20 protein-coding genes are annotated in these 19,435 nt (G+C 71.2%); 6 read left to right on the top strand and 14 right to left on the bottom strand.

Annotated features, from left to right (window positions below):
- The first annotated feature begins 109 nt into the window (after positions 1 to 109).
- The 3 genes from msrA to ABZ840_RS36665 all read left to right on the top strand — a co-directional run bounded on the left by msrA (position 110) and on the right by ABZ840_RS36665 (position 2,217).
- Positions 110 to 769: a peptide-methionine (S)-S-oxide reductase MsrA gene (gene msrA, locus ABZ840_RS36675; RefSeq protein WP_361568070.1), complete on the top strand. Its 660-nt coding sequence runs from the start codon at positions 110 to 112 to the stop codon at positions 767 to 769.
- Between the two features lie 286 nt (positions 770 to 1,055).
- The gene (locus ABZ840_RS36670) at positions 1,056 to 1,739 is read left to right on the top strand and encodes a hypothetical protein (RefSeq protein WP_361568067.1); all 684 of its coding nucleotides are present in this window, start codon (positions 1,056 to 1,058) and stop codon (positions 1,737 to 1,739) included.
- The gene (locus ABZ840_RS36665; RefSeq protein ID WP_361568065.1) at positions 1,732 to 2,217 is read left to right on the top strand and encodes a hypothetical protein; all 486 of its coding nucleotides are present in this window, start codon (positions 1,732 to 1,734) and stop codon (positions 2,215 to 2,217) included. The genes ABZ840_RS36670 and ABZ840_RS36665 overlap by 8 nt, the downstream gene beginning before the upstream one ends.
- A 1-nt stretch (position 2,218) precedes the next feature.
- Here ABZ840_RS36665 and ABZ840_RS36660 read toward each other — a convergent pair whose 3' ends face one another.
- From ABZ840_RS36660 to ABZ840_RS36620, 9 genes are all read right to left on the bottom strand, one after another.
- Positions 2,219 to 3,700: a putative T7SS-secreted protein gene (locus ABZ840_RS36660; protein WP_361568063.1), complete on the bottom strand. Its 1,482-nt coding sequence runs from the start codon at positions 3,698 to 3,700 to the stop codon at positions 2,219 to 2,221.
- Positions 3,701 to 3,709: 9 nt separating this feature from the next.
- Positions 3,710 to 4,414, bottom strand: coding sequence for a hypothetical protein (locus tag ABZ840_RS36655; RefSeq protein ID WP_361568060.1), 705 nt, complete (start codon positions 4,412 to 4,414; stop codon positions 3,710 to 3,712).
- On the bottom strand, positions 4,411 to 4,713 hold the full coding sequence (locus ABZ840_RS36650; RefSeq protein WP_361568057.1) for a hypothetical protein: 303 nt from the start codon (positions 4,711 to 4,713) through the stop codon (positions 4,411 to 4,413). The genes ABZ840_RS36655 and ABZ840_RS36650 overlap by 4 nt, the downstream gene beginning before the upstream one ends.
- Positions 4,714 to 5,035: 322 nt before the next feature.
- On the bottom strand, positions 5,036 to 5,713 hold the full coding sequence (locus ABZ840_RS36645; RefSeq protein WP_361568054.1) for an SDR family NAD(P)-dependent oxidoreductase: 678 nt from the start codon (positions 5,711 to 5,713) through the stop codon (positions 5,036 to 5,038).
- A gap of 113 nt (positions 5,714 to 5,826) precedes the next feature.
- On the bottom strand, positions 5,827 to 6,174 hold the full coding sequence (locus ABZ840_RS36640) for a hypothetical protein (RefSeq protein WP_361568052.1): 348 nt from the start codon (positions 6,172 to 6,174) through the stop codon (positions 5,827 to 5,829).
- A gap of 106 nt (positions 6,175 to 6,280) precedes the next feature.
- Positions 6,281 to 7,102: an SAM-dependent methyltransferase gene (locus tag ABZ840_RS36635; RefSeq protein ID WP_361568049.1), complete on the bottom strand. Its 822-nt coding sequence runs from the start codon at positions 7,100 to 7,102 to the stop codon at positions 6,281 to 6,283.
- A 162-nt stretch (positions 7,103 to 7,264) separates the two neighbouring features.
- Positions 7,265 to 8,596, bottom strand: a complete 1,332-nt coding sequence (locus tag ABZ840_RS36630) for a DUF2786 domain-containing protein (protein WP_361568046.1) — start codon at positions 8,594 to 8,596, stop codon at positions 7,265 to 7,267.
- Between the two features lie 167 nt (positions 8,597 to 8,763).
- Positions 8,764 to 10,032, bottom strand: a complete 1,269-nt coding sequence (locus tag ABZ840_RS36625; protein ID WP_361568043.1) for an Ig-like domain-containing protein — start codon at positions 10,030 to 10,032, stop codon at positions 8,764 to 8,766.
- A gap of 164 nt (positions 10,033 to 10,196) precedes the next feature.
- Positions 10,197 to 10,523, bottom strand: coding sequence for a hypothetical protein (locus tag ABZ840_RS36620; RefSeq protein ID WP_361568040.1), 327 nt, complete (start codon positions 10,521 to 10,523; stop codon positions 10,197 to 10,199).
- A gap of 127 nt (positions 10,524 to 10,650) precedes the next feature.
- On the opposite strand from ABZ840_RS36620, the gene ABZ840_RS36615 reads away from it, so the two are divergent.
- Complete coding sequence (locus tag ABZ840_RS36615; RefSeq protein WP_361568037.1) at positions 10,651 to 11,013, top strand: hypothetical protein; 363 nt, start codon at positions 10,651 to 10,653, stop codon at positions 11,011 to 11,013.
- Positions 11,014 to 11,175: 162 nt separating this feature from the next.
- Here ABZ840_RS36615 and hutH read toward each other — a convergent pair whose 3' ends face one another.
- From hutH to ABZ840_RS36590, 5 genes are all read right to left on the bottom strand, one after another.
- Positions 11,176 to 12,714: a histidine ammonia-lyase gene (gene hutH / locus ABZ840_RS36610; RefSeq protein ID WP_361568119.1), complete on the bottom strand. Its 1,539-nt coding sequence runs from the start codon at positions 12,712 to 12,714 to the stop codon at positions 11,176 to 11,178.
- A 112-nt stretch (positions 12,715 to 12,826) separates the two neighbouring features.
- Positions 12,827 to 13,951 (bottom strand): GGDEF domain-containing protein, encoded by a 1,125-nt coding sequence (locus ABZ840_RS36605; protein ID WP_361568117.1) that lies wholly within the window; start codon positions 13,949 to 13,951, stop codon positions 12,827 to 12,829.
- A gap of 227 nt (positions 13,952 to 14,178) precedes the next feature.
- Positions 14,179 to 14,985 (bottom strand): enoyl-CoA hydratase-related protein, encoded by an 807-nt coding sequence (locus ABZ840_RS36600; RefSeq protein WP_361568035.1) that lies wholly within the window; start codon positions 14,983 to 14,985, stop codon positions 14,179 to 14,181.
- 71 nt (positions 14,986 to 15,056) lie between these two features.
- On the bottom strand, positions 15,057 to 16,139 hold the full coding sequence (locus ABZ840_RS36595; RefSeq protein ID WP_361568114.1) for an adenylate/guanylate cyclase domain-containing protein: 1,083 nt from the start codon (positions 16,137 to 16,139) through the stop codon (positions 15,057 to 15,059).
- 282 nt (positions 16,140 to 16,421) lie between these two features.
- The gene (locus ABZ840_RS36590) at positions 16,422 to 17,303 is read right to left on the bottom strand and encodes a biotin--[acetyl-CoA-carboxylase] ligase (RefSeq protein WP_361568032.1); all 882 of its coding nucleotides are present in this window, start codon (positions 17,301 to 17,303) and stop codon (positions 16,422 to 16,424) included.
- Between the two features lie 157 nt (positions 17,304 to 17,460).
- Between ABZ840_RS36590 and ABZ840_RS36585 the strand changes: the two genes are divergently transcribed.
- Together ABZ840_RS36585 and ABZ840_RS36580 are read left to right on the top strand one after the other, a co-directional pair.
- The gene (locus tag ABZ840_RS36585) at positions 17,461 to 19,050 is read left to right on the top strand and encodes an acyl-CoA carboxylase subunit beta (RefSeq protein WP_361568030.1); all 1,590 of its coding nucleotides are present in this window, start codon (positions 17,461 to 17,463) and stop codon (positions 19,048 to 19,050) included.
- 35 nt (positions 19,051 to 19,085) lie between these two features.
- Positions 19,086 to 19,292, top strand: coding sequence for an acyl-CoA carboxylase epsilon subunit (locus ABZ840_RS36580; protein ID WP_361568027.1), 207 nt, complete (start codon positions 19,086 to 19,088; stop codon positions 19,290 to 19,292).
- Positions 19,293 to 19,435 lie beyond the last annotated feature (143 nt).

The following is a 19,435-nucleotide window of genomic DNA, read 5'->3' as shown; positions in this document are numbered from 1 at the left end:
CGCCCGGCCCGGACTCCCTACCGGAATTCCCACTCCCCCCGGGACGTTCACGGAACGACGGCCCACCCCCGTCCCGCTCTCCCGCCCTCTTCTCCGGAGCCTGATCGCGATGCTGTTCTCCCGCTTCAAGAACCACCTCCCCTCCGCCGAGGAGGCGCTGAAGGGCCGCTCCGAGCCGGAGTTCACGGTCCCCGAGCGCCACACCGTCCTCGGCAACGCCCTGCTCGGGCCGTATCCGGAAGGGCTTGAGGTGGCCGACTTCGGCCTGGGCTGCTTCTGGGGCGCCGAGCGGAAGTTCTGGCAGACCGACGGCGTGTGGACCACCCTCGTCGGCTACCAGGGCGGCCACACCCCGAACCCCTCGTACGAAGAGGTCTGCAGCGGCCACACCGGCCACACCGAGGCGGTCCGCGTCGTCTTCGACCCGTCGAAGGTCTCCTACGCCACCCTCCTCAAGGTCTTCTGGGAGTCCCACGACCCGACCCAGGGCTTCCGCCAGGGCAACGACGTCGGCACCCAGTACCGCTCCGCGATCTACACCCACTCCCCCGCCCAGGCACAGACCGCCGAGGCCTCCCGCGACGCCTACCAGAAGGTCCTCGCCGCCTCCGGCTACGGCGACATCACCACCGAACTCCTCCCCGCCGGCCCCTTCTACCCCGCCGAGCCCTACCACCAGCAGTACCTCGACAAAAACCCCGCCGGCTACTGCGGCATCGGCGGCACGGGCGTGTCCTGCCCGGTGGGGGTCGCTCAGGCGGACGGCTGACGACCGACAGTCGCCGACTCCTTCCCGATCCCGCCTCGTGGCTCGTAGCGGGCATCGGGTCGGAAATCACACTCTGATCTGAACATGGCGATAGAGAGCCCCATAAAGGTCTCGAAGTCGGCCGGCAGCTCCCCTCTGCCTTCCGCAGGACATCCGCACCGACTACGACCCGAAAATGGAATTGCGGCATTGGTAGGGTCGATGCCCGCCGTCCATGTCGGCTGCGGCTTCCATGCGGCGAGTTCGGCTGGCCATGAGCCTTACCACCGAGGGGAATTGCCACTCCATGTCGGAAACATCACCACAGGGCGCTCTTCACGACCCGGATACGCTGCGAGCGTGGCGCAGAGCACGGCGGCAAGTCCTGTGGTCGCTGATCCTGTTGACTGTCGCGACCTTCGTGCTCGTGGTTCTGGCGGTGGAGGTCGGCGGTGATTCGACCATGCTCTTGTACCTGTACTGCCTTCTGGCCGCCCCGCCGGTGCTGTGGATCGCTGCGCTCTCGCGCCGTCAGGACCAGCTGAAGGGCATGAAGCGGGTCCTGGACACCTACCCCTGGCAAGACGTCGCACCTGCGCCCGTGCGCACGTCGAAGAAGGGCGAGCCGGGGCACGGAAGCGAGCACAAGCACCTCCATGTCCCCAATCCGGACGAGCCGGGAAAGAACGTCACGGTGATTGCCCGGCGGTCCACACCGGGAACGAAATGGCGCCGCATTTTGCGCAAGGCGTCCGAGCAGGGGTTCCAGTTCGCCGGCGACCCGCGGTTCGGTGGCGTGATCGCACTGCGCGGGCGACCGGACTACTTGATCGCCGTGCTTCCGCGACACGAATTCCTGAACGTTCAAGGCCGCCCGAAAGGCGTGAGCGAAGCCGCCTGGCATCGGGCCAGGTCGGCCTGGCTCAGCGGTGAACCCATCACTGGGAAATTGGCCCAAGAATTCGACCGTAAGGGTGGCAGCAATGCCTGATTTCCGCTTCACCGTGCACCCCGGTCAGGACGACATCACCGACGGGATGTTCATGGGCCACCTCGACGTGGTGGGCAGTTCGGGGCAGATTACGACGCGAGAAAGCAAGCCTGCCGACGATGGGCCCGGCCTGCTCGTTTTCCAAGTACTGCTCGACCTGCTCGACGGGGTAGGAAAGGTCATCGAGCGTGGGCGTGGAACGTATCGGCACAATTTCATGGTCACGATGACGTTCAAGCTCAAGAAAGACGGGACCATGGTGATAAGTCGTTGGGGAAAAACGATCGACGAATCACCGTCGAAGGAAGTTGCACACGCACTGCTGCTGGCAGGCCAAGAGGTGGCGAGGACTCATCTTCCGCGCATCAGTGAGCCGACTGATGTCGCGGAGGTGGCGGAGGACGGCAGTCTCGAATACCGCGACTACCGTCCCCGCACCGAAAAGGCGTTGGCCCACTTCGAAGCTATTGCAGGGTGACTCAGCGGAGGGGCCTGGCGGCCAGCAGGCCGGGGTTGTAAGCCAACCCCTTGCCGCCGGCCCCGGTGGCCGTATCGGTGAGAAGGGTATTCGAATCGAAGGATTGCCCGAAGACCATCGAATTGAACGTGGCCTTGCCGATGCTGGTAGCCAGGCCTGACGTGGTGCCGATGACCACCTGCGTCCCGAGACTGCCCTTGCCGGCGAAGTCCATGCTGATCCTGCCGTACTCGCTCTGACTCCAATTGGTCAGCGGGGTCTTGTTGAGAAGGCCGGGCGCCTTCTCAAAACCCTTCTCGACCGCGGAGCCGGCTCCGACACCGATGGCGGAGCCGGCGAGGTTCATCTTCCAGTTCTTCTTGACTCGGTCCACGCCGCCGTTCATGAAGTCCGTGGCAGTGCTCTTGGCCTCTAGCTTGCCGAACGCAAAGGCGGCCTTCCTGGCACCCTTCAGCTGCGAGCCGGCGCGCCAGACCTTCATCACGCCGGACATCTTCTGCTCGATCTTTGCCACCCTCAGCGCCGTCTTCATGCCACCCAGCAGCTTGCCCGCCTTGGCCAACATGGCGATCTTGCCCACCACTGGGATGCAGTCGAGCACGGCAAAGGCCAGGTCGCCCCAGCCTGCCTTTCCCTGGGCGACCTTTTTGATGGTATCGGCCAAGACAATTAGTGCCGCGGCGAGGAAGAGTGCCACCAGCCAGCCACCGCTGACGAAGAGGAGCACGAGTCCCACGATTGCCACGAAGATCTTGCAAGCAGTGACGATGGCGTCCCAGTGATCAGCGACGAAGTCGCCGACCTTCTCGTACCACTTCTTGTTCTGGATGCCGGCGTCCGACGCCGCCTCGACATCGCGCACGAAGTCGTCGGTGGCCCTGCTGTGGTCCTTGCCCGCGTTCTCGGCCTTCGTCTTCAGCTCGGCGAGCTGCGTATGAAGGCTGTCCACCTGGCCTTGCGCCGCGTCCTTCTGTCCATTGGCGTACGAGGCGTCACGCGTCGCCTGCCGCACCTTCGCCGAGTCCGGTGGCGGCGGGTCTCCGGACCCGGGCTTGTGCACGCGCTTCTTCGCTTCTGACGCCCGGTCGGCTGCCGAGGAAGCGTTGTGGAGGCGGGTTTCGGCCGTCTTCAATTCGCCGCGGAGCGTGCGGGCCTTGGACAGCGCACTGTCCGCTTCCGACTGCGCCATATCCATCTTGTGCGCGTACGACAGCAGGGCATCGGCCAGCTTGCTGTAACTCGCGTGCAGCTTGTCCAGCTGCCCCGGCAGCTTGTCGATGTTTTCCTTGAAGGAGTCCATGGCCTTGCCGACCGCTTCGGCGAGGACGGAGTCCTTGGAGGCCGTCTTGAGACCTCGACGCACCTCGTCGATGTCCTGGACGAACGTCTTGTACGTCTTGCCCTGGCTCTGCAGCTCGAGATGGTCTCCGGGGGTCGGGTCCTCCGGGAGGTCCAGGTTGTGCCAGTCCGTTGGGCGTGCCATGTCCGTTCCTCAGCTCGGCGTTTCGCGGTCGGGCTCCGCAAAGACGAAGCTGAATGTGTCGGTGATAGCGCCGAAGAGCTCCAGCATCGGCTCCACCAGAGCGAGCTGCGGGGTGCTCGCGCTGATTACGGCGACCTTCGGGTTGTTGCCTGGATAAGGGACGAGTGTCTGCATCATCACCGCGCGGTAACTGCGGCCGTCGTTCGGCACCTCGATCTCCTCGATTCCCTCGCTGCGCGCGGCCGTACCGGCGTCCGGCAGCTCGACGAGGCTCACCCGGCGCCACACGTCGGTGGGCCGCGGGCCTCGGGGAATCGGGTTGAAGGTGGCCAGCAGGGTGTCCAAACGGGTCTTGGCCACCGTCCCGGTCTCTTTGTCCTCGGCCTGCGACACGCTCACCGTCAGGTTCGCCGTCATCGGCTCGTCGTCGATGATCTCCATCATGGAACCGGCGTAGACGACGTTCGCCTCGCGTGCTTCCGCGGCCGCCCTGCGCAGCATCTTCTTCAGCGTCGAACGGTGTTCGGCGAGCTCCGGCCGCTCCTTGATCCGGGCCGCGACCGCCTCCCGGATGGACGTGTCGACCGTCGCCGGATGAATGTCGAACTCGTACCAGGAACTGGGGACGAGGATGTGCAGGCCGAGCACCTCGCGGGCCGCCGCGACTGAAGTCCCGGCCGAGACGATCGAATTATTCTCAAGAGGCTCGCTCACTTACGCCCCTTTTCAAGCTGATTCTTGAGGTCCAGGTCGAGCTTGGTGAACTTCTCCACGATTTCACCGGCCTGCTTCGCCACGGCGTCCACGCCGTTATCGATCTCCTTGCGGCCGTCCTTCCAGCCGTCCAGGAAACCCTGCAGCGCATCAAAGGCCCTGCTCGACCCGAGTTCGTCATGACCCAGCTGGCGTTTGAAGTTGCCGGTGTCATCCATGCGCCGCTTGATCGAACGCAGTTGACTCGCCAGATGCCCCAACCCGGCGAGACTGATGGCGAGTTTGCCTTCTGACCCCATGTCTGGTTTTCCCCCAAAAATCGCGATCCCGATCTATCCGTTACGCAAGAGACCGCGTGTACCGCCAGGACTTTAACCACCGTAAGACATGGTGCGATTGAAGTGTTGGGCGCCTCTGCAGCCGCCCCAGCAATCGTGGTGTCAACGTCGCCGAGGTTTCGCGGATTCCGGTGAAGCCCGCATGCTCGACCAGGGGCGTCGGTGCCGCGCCCGCACGGAGTCTGCTGCTGCAGCTGGCAGCCTAGCGTGAGGGCCCCGAGCTCGCCGGAAGTCAGGAGACGTCCGTGCACGTACGGGTGACTCCTGCCTCGGTGGGGGTCGCTCAGGCGGACGGCTGAGGGGGGACCGTTCCGTCGGGGGCGAGGGCCGCCTCGGCTGGGGAACGGTTCTTGTGGAGGGCGTGGTAGCGGTTGCCCAGGGCGTCGGCGGCTTCTTGGGTTTTCGGTGGGGCCGTGAGGGTGATGGCGCCTACGTGGATGCCGTGCGGGGTGAGTTCGGCGTGGAGTGAGCGGGCGTAGTTGTGGAGGGCGGCCATGGCGAGGCCGGCGTTGGCCTCGGACGGCGCCGGGATGGTCGCCGCGGGGCCCGTGGTCATCAGGAACGTGCCGGAACCGCGCGCGAGCATGTCCGGGAGCACCTGGCCCACGGCCGTGATCGCGCCCAGGACGTAGAGGTCGAACTGGGCGGCCGCCGCGGCGGCGGTGGTCTGGGCCGCGTGGGTCACCGGTCCGGACGGGCCCGGGCCGTAGTCCAGGACGTCGGGCGGGCCCAGCGTCTCGGTCGCCTGCGCGAGCGCGGCGGCGAGCGCGTCCCGGTCACGGATGTCGGCGGGGAACGCGGCCGCCGGGATGTCCAGCCCGGCCAGCTCGGCGACCTGCGTGTCCAGCCGGTCCTTCGTACGGGCGACGAGTCCGACCCGGAAGCCCCGGCGCCCGAACGCGCGCGCCACCCCCATTCCCCGCCCCGGCCCGGCACCGACCACCACGAGTGTCCTGGCCACCACTGCTCCTCTCCGCGCCGGCGGAAGACCCGGAACTGCCACGGCCGCGCCGGCTGATCACTTGTCGGGTGCGCCCCCTTTGTGTGCCCACACGCACGCCTCCGTACGCGTCCTCACGGGCGATAGGGCTCGGTGGCCGCCGTGGTGGGGGCGGTGGGCGGCGCGGTGGGCAGCCCGGTGGGCAGCTCCGGCGTACGCGGGTCGGGCGTGGGCCGGGCGGAGGTGGGCGCGGCGGACGTGGGGCCGTCGGACGTGGACCCGTCGGACGTGGGCGAGGGCCGCGCTGAGCTCGACGGGGTCGAGGACTCCGGGATGGGGCGGACGCCCGTGCCGTCACCTCGGCAGGCCGTCAGGGACAGCGCGGCCGCGGCGAGGACCGACGCCAGGACGGCGCGGTGGGCGCGTACGCCCGCGCGGTAGCGGCCGCGGGAGCCGGTGGCAGGGGTGACGGTGATCGGCATGGCGGCAGGATGTCCGGGCGGATTGGTGATCCACTAACGTTTCGCTAACGCCCCTGGACAGTACGCGAGTTGAGCAGGTCGGCCGGGTGAGCGTACCGGCCGCGTGTCATGGCTTGCGGGCGACCAGGGCGTATTGGGCGACCTCGGGCGGCTCGGTGGGGGTGCCGTCGGGGGCCGGGGACGGGCGCCAGCGGGTGCAGGAGACCAGGCCGGGCGGGAGGAGTTCCAGGCCGGCGGCGAAGCCGGCGATCTCCGCGCCGGTGCGGGCGGTGATCGGCGGGGTGGCGTTCTCGTTCCAGAAGCGCATGGCCTCGGCGTTCCCCGCGCCGCCCAGTTCGAGCGTGGGGTGGGTGAGGACGAGGTGGCTGCCGGGCGGTACGGCGGCGAGCAGCCGGTCCACGGTCCGCCGCGCCCGCTCGGTGTCCACGATGAAGTTGAGGATGCCGAGGAACATGATCGCGACGGGCCGGCCGAAGTCCAGGGTGCGGGCGGCCGCGTGCAGGATCGCGTCCGGGTCGTGCGCGTCGGCGTCGATGTAGTCGGTGACGCCGCCGGGCGCGCTGGTGAGCAGCGCGCGGGCGTGGGTGAGGACGATGGGGTCGTTGTCGACGTAGACCACGCGGGCGTCGGGCGCCACGCGCTGGGCGACCTCGTGGGTGTTGTCGGCGGTGGGCAGGCCGGTCCCGATGTCGAGGAACTGCCGGATGCCGGCCTCACCCGCGAGGTGCCGCACGGCGCGGCCGAGGAAGGCGCGGTCGGCGCGGGCCACGTCGCCGATGCTGGGGTACAGCCCGGTGACGTGGTCGCCGACCTGCCGGTCGACGGCGTAGTTGTCCTTGCCGCCGAGCCAGTGGTTCCAGACCCGTGCGTTGTGCGCGACCCCGGTGTTGATCCGGGATCCCGTCTCCGCGTGCCCGCCGTCCGTCATGTCCGTACCCCTCCCGGCCGGTACCGGTGCGCACCGGCCATCGGTAAGTGACGTTACCAGTGGGGAAGTTGGGGAGAGAGGGGCATTTGGGGTCAGTGAGATGACTGGAGATGGCTGGGCCAGTGAGGTCGGCAGCCGCTGGGGCTCACGGGGCAGGCTCCTCTAGGACTCGCGCGGGCCCAGGTGGGCGCGGTCCGCCGCGGCGTAGCCCTGGTACAGGCCGTCCGCGTCGCGTACGCCGCGCATCCGTACGGCCGTGGTCTCGGGGAAGAGCGCGCCGGTCCGTTCCTGGACCGCGAGGTCCCGGGCGGCGAGCACCGGCAGCAGGTCCGGCGCCTCCTCGGCGGCCTCGGCGGTGACGTGTCCGGCCGCGTCGGTGAGCCGGTCGCGGATGCGGGAGGCGTATCCGGCGAGGAAGGACTGGCGGAAGTCCTTGGTGCGGCGGGACCGGCCGCGGGTGTGCTGTACGTCCGCGGCCCGGTGCATGGCAGTGGTGGCCTGGACGAGGAGGGACGTGTAGAGCAGCTCGGCGGCGTCCAGGTCGGGCGCGAAGCCGACGAGGGTGGTGAAGGCGGCCTCCGGGGACCAGACGGCCTGGCAGCGGTTGGCGAGGGCCACCGCGTCCAGCAGCAGCGCCTTGGTGCTTTCGTACGGGCCGTCGATGCCGATGCGGAGGGTGTCCGGGCCCTCGGCGGAGGCGGCACCGGCGAGCAGCGCCTCGGAGACGCTGTGCCGGGCCATCAGCTCCTGGGCCTTGGCGGAGAGCGCCTCGGCCTCGTCGGGGAAGTCGGTGGACTCGGCCTTGGCGAGCAGCCCGCGGATGCGCCCGAGGACGCGGGGTTCGCCGGCGGCGGGACCGGAGCCGGGAGCCGGACCGGAGCCGGCGGCGGGACCGGAGCCGGGGGCCGGGCCGGAGCCCGGGGCCGTGCGTGCCGCGGCGGTCCGTGCGCCCGGCTCGCCGGGCAGCGGGCCGGACGGGGTGATCCGGGGCAGTCGGCCGAGGACGCGCAGCACCTCCAGGACGTCGCAGAGCACCTCGAAGCGGGTGGCGCGGCGGCGCCGGGCCAGCGCGTCCAGGTAACCGCCGTCGTCCGGCCACCACGCCTCGGCGCCCGTCTCGCGCAGCTGAGCGGCCCAGCGGGGCGGCAGGCCGTCGGCGGGGTAACGGCGGATCTCCGCGGCGACGAGGTCCGCGGCGAGGCCGGTGTCGGCGTCCGCGCGCCGGACGAGCCGTACCAGGTCGGCAGGGTGCCAGCCGCCCTCCCAGCAGCCGCGTACGACCGCAGCGGCGGCGGTCAGCAGCGCCCGGCTCACGGCCTCGGGGCCCGCCGGGTCGGCGCTGAGCACCGAGGCACCGGTCTCGACGGCGTCCTCGGCGTCCCGGCCGTCGGCGGCGTACCGGACCGTGCCCAGCACGCGTGCCACGGCCTCCGCCGCCGCGTTCCCGGCCGTCTTCTCCCGGCGCCCGCCGCGCCCCGTGTCCTTGTCACCCACCGGGTCACTGTACGTACGCGTACGGTGCGGCGCGGAACGGCGACGGGCGGCACTCCGGACCTCGGTCCGGGGTGCCGCCCGCGTACGGCCGGGGAAGCCGTCAGGTCTTCGGCCGCCGGGGCCCGTGCGGACACACGGGCCCCGGCGAGGTCCTCAGGTCGGCCGGGTCACTGGAGGGCGCTGCCCGCCTCCCACTGCGACCAGTCCATGTTCCAGCCGTTCAGGCCGTTGTCGGGCTGGATGGTCTTGTCCGGGGAGTTCTTCATGACGACCACGTCACCGAGGAGGGAGTGGTCGTAGAACCAGGCGCCGTCGGTCTTGTCGTTCTTGGCACCCTTGGCGTCCGCGAGGCCGATGCAGCCGTGGCTGGTGTTGGCCTTTCCGAAGATGCCCTTGCCCCAGTAGTTGCCGTGGATGAAGGTGCCGGAGTCCGACAGCCGCATGGCGTGCGGGACGTCGGGGATGTCGTACTCGCCCTTGCCGTCCTTCTTCTTGAAGCCGACCGTCGAGCCGTCCATGCGGGTCTGCTCGAACTTCTCGGAGACGACCAGCTGACCGTTGTAGGTCGGGTTCTCCTTGCCGCCCGCCGAGATCGGGATCTGCTTCACGGTCCTGCCGTCGCGCACCACGGTCATCTGGTGGGTCTTGGCGTCGACGGTGCTCACCTGGGAGCGGCCCACGTCGAAGCTGACGGTCTTGTCCTGGATGCCCTGCACGCCGGGCGACGCCTCGACGCCGTCCAGGTCGAGGTCCATGCTGACCTTCGTACCGGCCTTCCAGTACTCCTCCGGGCGGAAGTCCAGGCGGGTGTCGCTGAACCAGTGGCCGACGACCTTCTGGTTGCTGCTCGCCGCGACCTTGATCTTCGACTCGATGGCGGCCTTGTTCTTGACCGGCTTGTCGAACTTCAGGGAGACCGGCATGCCGACGCCGACGGTCGAGCCGTCCTCGGGCGTGAAGTTGGCGATGAAGCTGTTGGTGGGCGAGACGGTGGTGAAGGTGGAGTTCTCCACCGCCTTGCGGCCCTTGGAGTCCTCGGCGTGCGCGGTGATCTTGTACTGCGTGGAGCGCTGCAGCGGGGACTGCGGCTTCCAGGACTTGCCGTCGGCCGCGAGGGTGCCGGCCACCTTCTCCTTGGTGGCGAGGGAGGTCATCGTCACGTCGGTCAGCTTGCCGTGGGCGACGGTGACCTTGGTGTCGCTGTTGATGCCCGCGTTGGCGGCGCCGCTCTTGGGAGCGATCTTGATCGTCGCGTCCGAGGCGTCCTTGGCCGCCGCGCGGTCGACCTGCTCCTGCTTCTCGTGCTTCTCGGGCGGCCCCGAGCCGCCGCTGTCGCCGCTCGCCTTGCCACCGCCGCCGCAGGCCGCGAGCGTCAGCGCACCGCCGAGCAGCGCAGCGGTGGCTATGAAGCCCTTGCGGCGCTTGCTGTCCGTCATCAGTCACTTCTCCATTGCTACGGAACCTGAGGTCCTCCCCGAGCAATCCGGGCACACTTGGTCCCGGTCGCTCCCATGATGAACGCCTGTTCCCTATTTGCCGTTCCATGCACGGGAAAGTGTGGGAAAGGACACCTCAGGTTCCGCATCAGCGGAGGCGGGCGTCACACGTCTTCGTCGTCCCCCGTGTCGCCCAGCTCCCATTCCTCCGCGTCGGGGTCGTAGTCGGTCTCCTCGCTCGTCCACGACGCCTGTGCGAGCTCGACGCCGGGTACGTCGTTGACCAGGTCGAAGGGGTCGATGAGGTGCGCGACGGCCTCGGCCGGCTCGCCCTGCACCGCCTCCCGCGCGTAGCTGCGCTCCTGGTCGGTCATGTGTTCCTCGCCACTGATGCCGTCGAGGGCCGCGCCGGTCAGCAGGTCGGGCTCCGTGATCTCCATGACCAGCTCGACGCGCAGGCGGACAAACCGTGATGTGTCACCGTTGCTCATGCCACGGAGCGTAAGCACGTCAGGGCCCTGGCTTCCCCGCGACCCGCGGCTGTTACTAACATCTGCGTAACGGCCAACGCGCCGAGCCGTGAAGGGGGATCGTTCCGTGACCGCACGCCGACCACTGGTGACTGCAGCTGCGGCGGGCTCGGTGCTGATCGCGCTGTGTTTCGTCCCGTCGGCCAACGCCTCGGTCGAGCAGCACACCGGCAGCCGGCAGTCCGCCGCCGTCCACGCGGTCGGCCAGGACGCCCCGGCCGGACCGGGTACGACTGCCGGGAGCGGCACCGCCACCGGCGAGCAGGCGCGGGCCGTGCCGGACGCGCAGACCGTCGGCACGGACGGCGCCCAGGGCGCCGACGAGGTCCGGCTCGCCGACTCCGGCTCGATCGACACCACCCCGTACGCCGTCGGCGGCACGGCCTTCCTCGGCATCGGGGCCGCCCTGGTCACCCTCGCCGTGCGCCGCTCCCGCGAAGAGACGGCCTGAGAAGCTCGCAGGCGGCCTGAGGGCCCGCCCCAGCACAGCCCGGCCCGGACCCCGGCGCAGCCCGGGAGCCACGGTCCGTCGGTCCACACAGCGCGAGAGCCCGCGTCCCCCAGGGCGGACACGGGCTCCCCACGGCGCCGGGCGGCCCGGCCGCCCCGGTACTCAGTCCAGCGCGCCGGTGACCGGCTCCACGGCCGCGACCAGCTTGCCGCTGCGCACGAACTCGTACGCCGCCGCCAGGTCGGGCGCGAGGAAACGGTCCTCCCCCGGGCCCTGGACGCCCTCGGCCCGTGTCGCCGCCAGTACCGCACGGGTGGCCGGGGACGGCGTCAGTCCGTCCCGCATCTCCACCGCCCGGGACGCGGCGTACAGCTCGACGGCGACGACCCGGGTGAGGTTGTCGACCGCGGTCCGCAGCTTGCGCGCCGCCGACCAGCCCATCGAGACGTGGTCCTCCTGCATGGCGGAGGACGGGATGGAGTCCACCGAGGCCGGGGCCGCGAGCCGCTTCATCTCGCTGACCAGCGCGGCCTGCGTGTACTGGGCGATCATCAGGCCGGAGTCCACGCCCGGGTCGCCGGCCAGGAAGGCGGGCAGGCCGTGGCTGCGGTTCTTGTCCAGCAGCCGGTCCGTACGGCGCTCGGCGACCGAGCCGAGGTCGGCGGCGGCGATGGCGAGGAAGTCCAGCACGTAGGCGACCGGAGCGCCGTGGAAGTTGCCGTTGGACTCCACCCGGCCGTCCTCCAGGACGACGGGGTTGTCGACGGCGGCGGCCAGCTCGCGCTCGGCGACCAGCCGGGCGTGCGCCAGGGTGTCCCGGCCGGCGCCCGCGACCTGCGGGGCGCAGCGCACGGAGTACGCGTCCTGGACGCGCGGCGCGTCGTCCTGGTGGTGACCGGTCAGCTCGGAGCCGGCCAGCACCTTCAGCATGTTGGCGGCCGAGGCGGCCTGGCCCGGGTGCGGGCGGATGGCGTGCAGTTCGGGCGCGAGGACCTTGTCCGTGCCGAGCAGCGCCTCCAGGGAGAGGGCCGCGGTGATGTCGGCGGAGGTGAAGAGCCGGGCCAGGTCGGCACAGGCCATCACGAGCATGCCGAGCATGCCGTCGGTGCCGTTCAGAAGGGCCAGGCCCTCCTTCTCGCGCAGCTCGACGGGCTCGATCCCGTGGGCGGCCAGCAGCTCGCCGGAGGGGCGTACGACGCCGTCCGGGCCCTCGGCCTCGCCCTCTCCCATCAGGGTCAGCGCGCAGTGCGAGAGCGGCGCGAGGTCGCCGGAGCAGCCGAGCGAGCCGTATTCGTGGACGACGGGGGTGATGCCCGCGTTCAGCAGCTTCGCCATCGCCTCCACGACCAGGGGGCGGACGCCCGTACGGCCCGAGGCGAGGGTCTTCAGGCGCAGGAACATCAGCGCGCGGACCACCTCGCGCTCGACGCGCGGGCCCATGCCGGCCGCGTGCGAGCGGACGATGTTGCGCTGGAGCTGGGCGCGCAGCTCGGGGCTGATGTGCCGCACGGCGAGCGCGCCGAAGCCGGTGGAGACGCCGTAGACCGGGTCCGGCTTGGCGGCGAGGTCGTCGATGAAGGCGCGGGAGGCGGCGACGGCGGCGAGCGCGTCGGCGGACACCTCGACGCGGGCGGCGCCGCGCGCCACGTCGATGACGTCCTGGGCGGTCGTGCCGGTCGGGTCCAGCACCACGGTGTGCATATCCATATTCAGGCACCCTAGAGAGTGAAAGCACGGATGTCATCAGCGGGGTACGGGAGCACCCCTTACCCCGCGGGACGCGTACGGCCCGGCCGACGCCGCCGTACCCCGCTCAGCGGCGGAAACGCCGGCGCTCGCCGCCCGCGGCCGCCGGGTCCTGCTCCGCCGCGTCGGCCATGCGGACGACCGGATCGTCCGCGCCGCCGTCCCGGCCCGCCACCACCGGGCCCGGCGAACGCGCGGCCTTGGCCCGGTACTGCGCGGCGTCCGCGAGCCGGAAGAGGCGGCGCGCCGACGGCACCGGGCCGATCGGGTCGCCGGTCGAGGCGACGCCGACCGCCACGCCCTCGCCGAGGTCCAACGCGCTCGCACGGCGGCACAGTTCCGCCGCGGCCCGCACCACGTCGTCGGCCGGCGGCCCGGCCGCCACCAGACAGAACTCGTCGCCGCCGAGCCGGGCCGCGAGGGCGCCCGGCAGTATCGCGCCGCACAGGGACAGCACCGAGCCGAACCGTTCCAGCAGGCGGTCGCCCGCGGTGTGCCCCTGGGTGTCGTTCACCCGCTTCAGCCCGTTGAGGTCGCAGATCACCAGGCTGACGACCGTGCCGTCGGCGCGGTGCCGCTCCAGCGCCTCGTCCAGCCGCATGTCGACCGCGCGCCGGTTGGCCAGCCCGGTCAGCGCGTCGGTGAAGGCCAGCCGGCGGGCCTCGGCGAGCCGCTCGGTCTGGGCGATGCCGGCGGCGGCGACCGCGGCCAGCACGGTCGCGAAGGCCGCGTCGTCCCGGCCGAAGACCGGCGCCCCCTGCGGCCTGGCGACGTACAGCTCGCCCCACGCCCGGCCGTGCAGCACGAGGGGCGCCACCACGCAGCTGCCCCGGCCGCGGCGGCGCAGCGCGGCCACCCTCCCCCCGCCTCCGGCGGACGGCTTCCCCGGGCGGCGGTACCCGCCCTCCTCCCGGGGATCGTCGGCGGTCTCCACCCACGCCTCGGGCTCGCCGCCGCCCGCCCACCGCTCGTGCAGAAAGCCGACGATCTCGGGGAACTCGTGCACCGGGTAGGACTCGTCGTCCGGGTACTCCTCCTCGCTGTCGGTCAGGTCACCGACGTTGACCAGCACCCGGAGCCGGCCGCGCTGGCGCTCCCACACGGAGGCCGCGGCGAAGGAGCCGCCCAGCGCCCGGCACGCGCCGAGCGCGGCGGCCCTGGCCGACTCTTTGGGCTGGTGCGCGGCGGCCATCGACTGGGCGAGCGCCACGACGGCCCGCAGCCGGGCGTCGCACCCGTCCTCGCCACCGCCCACCGCTTCGCCCGTCACCGGCCCTCACACTCCGTCACCGTCGGCGCGCCCTGACCTTACAGAGTAGGAAGGTATGGCGGGTTTCGCCCTTTATAGGGTGACGGAGAGTGCGGCGCAGGCCGGTGGCCGCTCCCCGAGCCGCGGTGCGGGCCGGTGCGGGCCCGGCGTCACTCCCCCGGCCAGTCCGGGGTCCGCTTCTCGTTGAACGCCGCCACGCCCTCGGCCCGGTCACCGGAGAAGGCGACGCTGCGCCAGGCGCCATCCTCCAAATCCAGCCCGGTACGCAGGTCCAGGCCGTGCCCCAGCCGCATCGCGCGCTTGGCGGCGCGCAGCCCGACGGGCGAGTTGCGGGCGATCCGCGCGGCCAGCTCGAGCGCCTCCGTGCGGTCCTCGCCCGCGCCGGCCAGCTGGTCGACCAGGCCCAGCTCGGCGGCCTCGGCGGCCTCGACGCGGCGCGCGGTGAAGACCAGCTCGGCCGCGCGGGCCGCGCCCACCCGGCGCGGCAGCAGCTGCGTACCGCCGCCGCCGGGGATCACGCCGACCGAGACCTCGGGCAGGCCCACCACGGCGGTGGGGTCGGCCACGATCAGGTCGCAGGAGAGCGCCAGCTCGAAGCCGCCGCCCAGCGCGAAGCCGTGCACGGCCGCGATGGTGGGCATCGGCAGCTCCAGCACGCCGGTGTAGGCGGCGCGGGTGTACGGGCGCTGGCGCATCAGGTCGGCGTCCGTGAAGGAGTTGCGCTCCTTGAGGTCGGCGCCGACGCAGAAGGCCCGGTCGTGGGTGGAGGTGAGCACGACGGCGCGTACGGAGCGGTCGGCGGCGAGCGCGTCGCAGGCGGCGGTGAGGGAGCGGGCCATGTCCGTGGAGACGGCGTTCATCGCCTTGGGGCGGTCCATGGCCAGTTCGGCGACGTGGTCGCCGTGTCGGCGCACCACCACGTGCTCGCCGTACCGCTGCTCGTCCTGGTCGGCCATGGGTACCGTCCCTCCCGGTTAACGATCGCTTACGGGTGCGATCGTAGCCGGGAGGGGAAGGACGGCTGCCGTCAGGACTTCGGCGGACGCCTCGTCAGGAGCCAGGGCTCCACGACGCCCAGGCCGCGGACCGGGCGTTGCCACATCGGCTGGAGGGCGAAGCGGTACGCGGGGACCGGGCCCTCGCCCTCCTTCTCCGCCGCTGCCGCCTCGGCCTCGGAGACCGGTGCGTCGCCGTTCCGGCTCAGCTCCTCGGCGAACGCCTCGTCGACCAGGACGGTGTCCTTGGGGGCTATGGAGGTCAGCCGGCTGGCCAGATTCACGGTGTTGCCGAAGACGTCGCCCATGCGGGTCGTGACCGTGCCGAAGGCGATGCCGACCCGCAGTTCGGGCATGGTCTCGTCGTTGGCCATGGTCTCGATGAGGCGCAGCCCGATCTCGGCGGCGGTGCCCGCGTCGTCCGCGGAGTAGAGCACCTCATCGCCGAGGGTCTTGATGAGCCGGCCGCCGTGCGCGGCGACCAGGTCGGCGGCCGTGGTCTCGAAGGCCTCGACCAGCTCGCCCAGTTCCTCCTCCTCCAGGCGGCGGGTGAGGCGGGTGAAGCCGACCAGGTCGGCGAAGCCGACGGCGAGCCGCCGGTCGACCATCTCCGCGTCGTCCTGGGCCTGGACCACGCGGCCCGACGCTGCGGCGAGCTGCCTGCGCCAGACGTAGACCAGGAACTCCTCCAGCTCGGGCAGGAGCAGCTCGACCAGGGGGTAGGTGATTTCCGTCCGGGTCAGGCCGGAGTCCTGCGGCTCGGTGAGGCCTTCCAGGAAGGAGTCGATCTGCCAGTCGGCGAGCCGGGCGGTGGTCTGCCCGGTCGAGCGGGCCACCTGCACCGCCATCGCCTCGCTCAGCAGCCCGGCCTCCACCAGACCGGAGAGTCGGCGCAGCGCCAGGACGTCGGCCTCGGTGAGCGCCTTGACCTGGCCGATGTCCGCGAAGCCCATGGCCCGCCAGAAGCGGGACGCCAGGTCCATGGAGACGCCGGCGCTACGGGCCGCCTGGAACGGGGTGTAGCGCCGTTCGGATCCGAGGATCAGCTCTTCCAGGCGGATGGCGATGGTGTCGTCGCCGGACTCCCCGTCGGCGGCTTCGGCGTCACGCGGCACCGCTTCCGCGTCGCGCGGCGATGCGCCCGAGTCGTCGAGGGTCACCGCGCCCTCCTCTTCCGATCCCTGCGCACTGCCCTTCCGATCACTGCTCGCCCGCGGCCCGCTGCCGGACCGATCGCGTCAACGATACGGCAGGTGTGCTCTGGCTCACTCTCACATTCCACACATAACGCACCATTCGCATGTGTGGAATGTCGTCAACAGCCACCCACCGCCTCCGGTGGCCCCGCTCGGGGCCCGGCACCGGCCGGCGGCGCCTTCCGGCCCCGGCCGGCCCGCTCACCCCGCCGGCCGCAGATGGACGATGTCACCCGCCGAGACCGGCCGCTGCACCCCGTCCCCGGTGGCCAGTACCAGCCGTCCGTCACCGTCCACGGCGACCGCCTCGCCGCGGATCTCCTGGTCGCCCGGGAGCAGCGCCCGGACGGTGCGGCCGAGCGTCGCGCAGCCCGCCGCGTACGCCTCCTGGAGCCCGGCGGCCGCCGGGTCGCCGCCGGCGGCCCGCCAGTCGCCGTACCACTGCTCCAGCGAACGCAGTACGGCGCGCAGCAGCGGATCGCGGTCGGTGCCCTGCGCCCCGGCCAGGGCGAGCGAGCCGGCCGTCGGCACCGGCAGCTCGTCCGCGCGGAGCGAGACGTTCAGGCCGATGCCGAGGACGACGCCGCCGCCGGCCGCCTCGGCGAGGATGCCGCCCGTCTTGCGCTCCTCGCCGTCCACCGTGATGAGGAGGTCGTTGGGCCACTTCAGGGCCGTGTCCACGCCGGCCGCGCGGGCGAGCGCGGTGGCGGTGGCCACCCCGGCCAGCAGCGGCAGCCAGCCCCAGCGCGCCGAGGGCACGTCGGGCTCCAGGTACACGGAGAAGAAGAGGCCGGAGCGCGGCGGCGCCGACCACGTGCGGTCCAGCCGGCCGCGGGCCGCCGACTGCTCCTCCGCGACGAGCACGCTGCCCGCCGCCGCCTCGCCCTTGGCCGCGCGGGCCGCCAGGTCGGTGTTGGTGGAGCCGGTGGCCTGGACCACGTCCAGGGCGGTCCACAGGGAGCCGGGGCGGACGAGCGCCTTGCGCAGCGCCGCCGCGTTCAGCGGGGGACGGTCGAGGTCGGTCCACCGGCCGCCGGGCTCTTTGTCGGAGTTATCGGGGTTTACGGGCGGTTGAGGCGTCATGGTGCCCAGCCTAGGAGGCTTCGCGGCCCCGGAGTGTGGCCAACGACGCAGTGCCGCTGAGCAGCGCCGCGGATACGCTACGAATCGGTAGCCACACCCCTGAGCGTATCGCCACCCGTACGAGCACCAGTCCAGGACGAGCAGGAGCCGCATCCCGATGTCCGAGCCGGAAGCACACATCCAGACCACAGCGGGCAAGCTGGCGGATCTTCAGCGACGTATCGAAGAGGCCACGCACGCCGGTTCGGCGCGCGCCGTGGAAAAGCAGCACGCCAAGGGCAAGTTGACCGCCCGTGAGCGGATCGACCTGCTGCTGGACGAAGGGTCCTTCGTCGAGCTGGACGAGTTCGCACGGCACCGTTCCACCGATTTCGGCATGGCCGAGAACCGCCCGTACGGCGACGGCGTGGTCACCGGCTACGGCACCGTCGACGGCCGCCCCGTCGCGGTCTTCTCGCAGGACTTCACCGTCTTCGGCGGCGCGCTGGGCGGCGTCTTCGGCGAGAAGATCGTCAAGGTGATGGACTTCGCGCTGAAGAACGGCTGCCCCGTCATCGGCATCAACGACTCCGGCGGCGCGCGCATCCAGGAAGGCGTCGTCTCCCTCGGCGCGTACGGCGAGATCTTCCGCCGCAACACCCACGCCTCCGGCGTGATCCCGCAGATCTCGCTGATCGTCGGCCCCTGCGCGGGCGGCGCGGTCTACTCCCCCGCCATCACCGACTTCACGGTCATGGTCGACCAGACCTCGCACATGTTCATCACCGGGCCCGACGTCATCAAGACCGTCACCGGCGAGGACGTGGGCTTCGAGGAGCTGGGCGGCGCCCGCACCCACAACGCCACCTCCGGCGTCGCGCACCACATGGCGGGCGACGAGAAGGACGCCGTCGAGTACATCAAGGCGCTGCTGTCCTACCTGCCCTCCAACAACCTCTCCGAGCCGCCGTCCTTCCCCGAGGAGGCGGACCTGGAGACGTCCGACCACGACCGCGAGCTGGACGTCCTCATCCCGGACTCCGCGAACCAGCCGTACGACATGCTCTCCGTCATCGAGCACGTGCTGGACGACGGCGAGTTCCTGGAGGTCCAGGCGCTGTACGCGCCGAACATGGTCACCGGCTACGGCCGCGTCGAGGGCCACTCGGTGGGCATCGTCGCCAACCAGCCGATGCAGTTCGCGGGCACGCTGGACATCAAGGCGTCCGAGAAGGCCGCGCGGTTCGTGCGCACCTGCGACGCCTACAACATCCCCGTCATCACCTTCGTGGACGTGCCCGGCTTCCTGCCGGGTACGAACCAGGAGTGGGACGGCATCATCCGCCGCGGCGCGAAGCTGATCTACGCGTACGCCGAGGCCACCGTGCCGCTGATCACGGTCATCACCCGCAAGGCCTTCGGCGGCGCCTACGACGTCATGGGCTCCAAGCACCTGGGTGCCGACCTCAACCTCGCCTGGCCCACCGCCCAGATCGCGGTCATGGGCGCCCAGGGCGCGGTCAACATCCTGCACCGCCGCACCCTCGCCGCCATCGAGGACCCGGCCGCGCAGGAGGCCCGCCGCCAGGAGCTGATCGCCGAGTACGAGGACGCCCTGCTCAACCCGTACGCGGCAGCCGAGCGCGGCTACGTCGACGCGGTGATCATGCCGTCCGAGACCCGCCGGCACATCGTCCGGGGCCTGCGCACGCTGCGCAACAAGCGCGAGCAGCTGCCCCCGAAGAAGCACGGCAACATCCCGCTGTAGGACGCGCACGCCCGACGGATCAGAGGAGGCTGACGGTGATCAAGGTCGTACGGGGCAACCCGACACCCGAGGAACTGGCCGCCGCGGTCGCGGTGGTGCAGGCCCGCGCGGCGGCCGCCGCTGCCGCCGAGCCCGGCGGCCCGGCACAGGGCGAGGAGTGGTCCGACCCCGCGTCCCTCGTCCCGCGGCGGATTCCGCACCCGGGCCCGCGCGCCTGGCGGACCAGCTTCTGGCCGCGCTAGGGAAACGGCCGGTACATCTCTTGCGGCCGCCGGGTGGACGCCCGGCGGAGGTGAGCGCCTTGCGGCGGATCTCCTCGTCGGTCGTCGACTCGGCCTTGTCGAGCTGCTCGAGCACGTGGTTGCGCAGGCCGATGCCTTCCTCG

Origin of the sequence: Streptomyces sp. NPDC047117 (assembly GCF_040643545.1) — a bacterium.
In the GTDB taxonomy this organism is placed as follows: Bacteria; Actinomycetota; Actinomycetes; order Streptomycetales; family Streptomycetaceae; genus Streptomyces.
The sequence above is the reverse complement of the archived record's forward strand: the minus strand, read 5'-3'. Positions and strand labels throughout refer to the sequence as shown.

What these genes read in the sequence shown, in the direction of transcription:
- ABZ840_RS36605 (WP_361568117.1), bottom strand. Translation starts at nt 13,951, where the DNA reads ATGGCCGCCGCGCACCAGCCCAAAGAGTCGGCCAGGGCCGCCGCGCTC.
- ABZ840_RS36620 (WP_361568040.1), bottom strand. Translation starts at nt 10,523, where the DNA reads ATGAGCAACGGTGACACATCACGGTTTGTCCGCCTGCGCGTCGAGCTG.
- ABZ840_RS36635 (WP_361568049.1), bottom strand. Translation starts at nt 7,102, where the DNA reads ATGACGGACGGCGGGCACGCGGAGACGGGATCCCGGATCAACACCGGG.
- ABZ840_RS36650 (WP_361568057.1), bottom strand. Translation starts at nt 4,713, where the DNA reads ATGGGGTCAGAAGGCAAACTCGCCATCAGTCTCGCCGGGTTGGGGCAT.
- ABZ840_RS36660 (WP_361568063.1), bottom strand. Translation starts at nt 3,700, where the DNA reads ATGGCACGCCCAACGGACTGGCACAACCTGGACCTCCCGGAGGACCCG.
- ABZ840_RS36665 (WP_361568065.1), top strand. Translation starts at nt 1,732, where the DNA reads ATGCCTGATTTCCGCTTCACCGTGCACCCCGGTCAGGACGACATCACC.
- hutH (WP_361568119.1), bottom strand. Translation starts at nt 12,714, where the DNA reads ATGCACACCGTGGTGCTGGACCCGACCGGCACGACCGCCCAGGACGTC.
- ABZ840_RS36640 (WP_361568052.1), bottom strand. Translation starts at nt 6,174, where the DNA reads ATGCCGATCACCGTCACCCCTGCCACCGGCTCCCGCGGCCGCTACCGC.
- msrA (WP_361568070.1), top strand. Translation starts at nt 110, where the DNA reads ATGCTGTTCTCCCGCTTCAAGAACCACCTCCCCTCCGCCGAGGAGGCG.
- ABZ840_RS36625 (WP_361568043.1), bottom strand. Translation starts at nt 10,032, where the DNA reads ATGACGGACAGCAAGCGCCGCAAGGGCTTCATAGCCACCGCTGCGCTG.
- ABZ840_RS36590 (WP_361568032.1), bottom strand. Translation starts at nt 17,303, where the DNA reads ATGACGCCTCAACCGCCCGTAAACCCCGATAACTCCGACAAAGAGCCC.
- ABZ840_RS36585 (WP_361568030.1), top strand. Translation starts at nt 17,461, where the DNA reads ATGTCCGAGCCGGAAGCACACATCCAGACCACAGCGGGCAAGCTGGCG.
- ABZ840_RS36600 (WP_361568035.1), bottom strand. Translation starts at nt 14,985, where the DNA reads ATGGCCGACCAGGACGAGCAGCGGTACGGCGAGCACGTGGTGGTGCGC.
- ABZ840_RS36670 (WP_361568067.1), top strand. Translation starts at nt 1,056, where the DNA reads ATGTCGGAAACATCACCACAGGGCGCTCTTCACGACCCGGATACGCTG.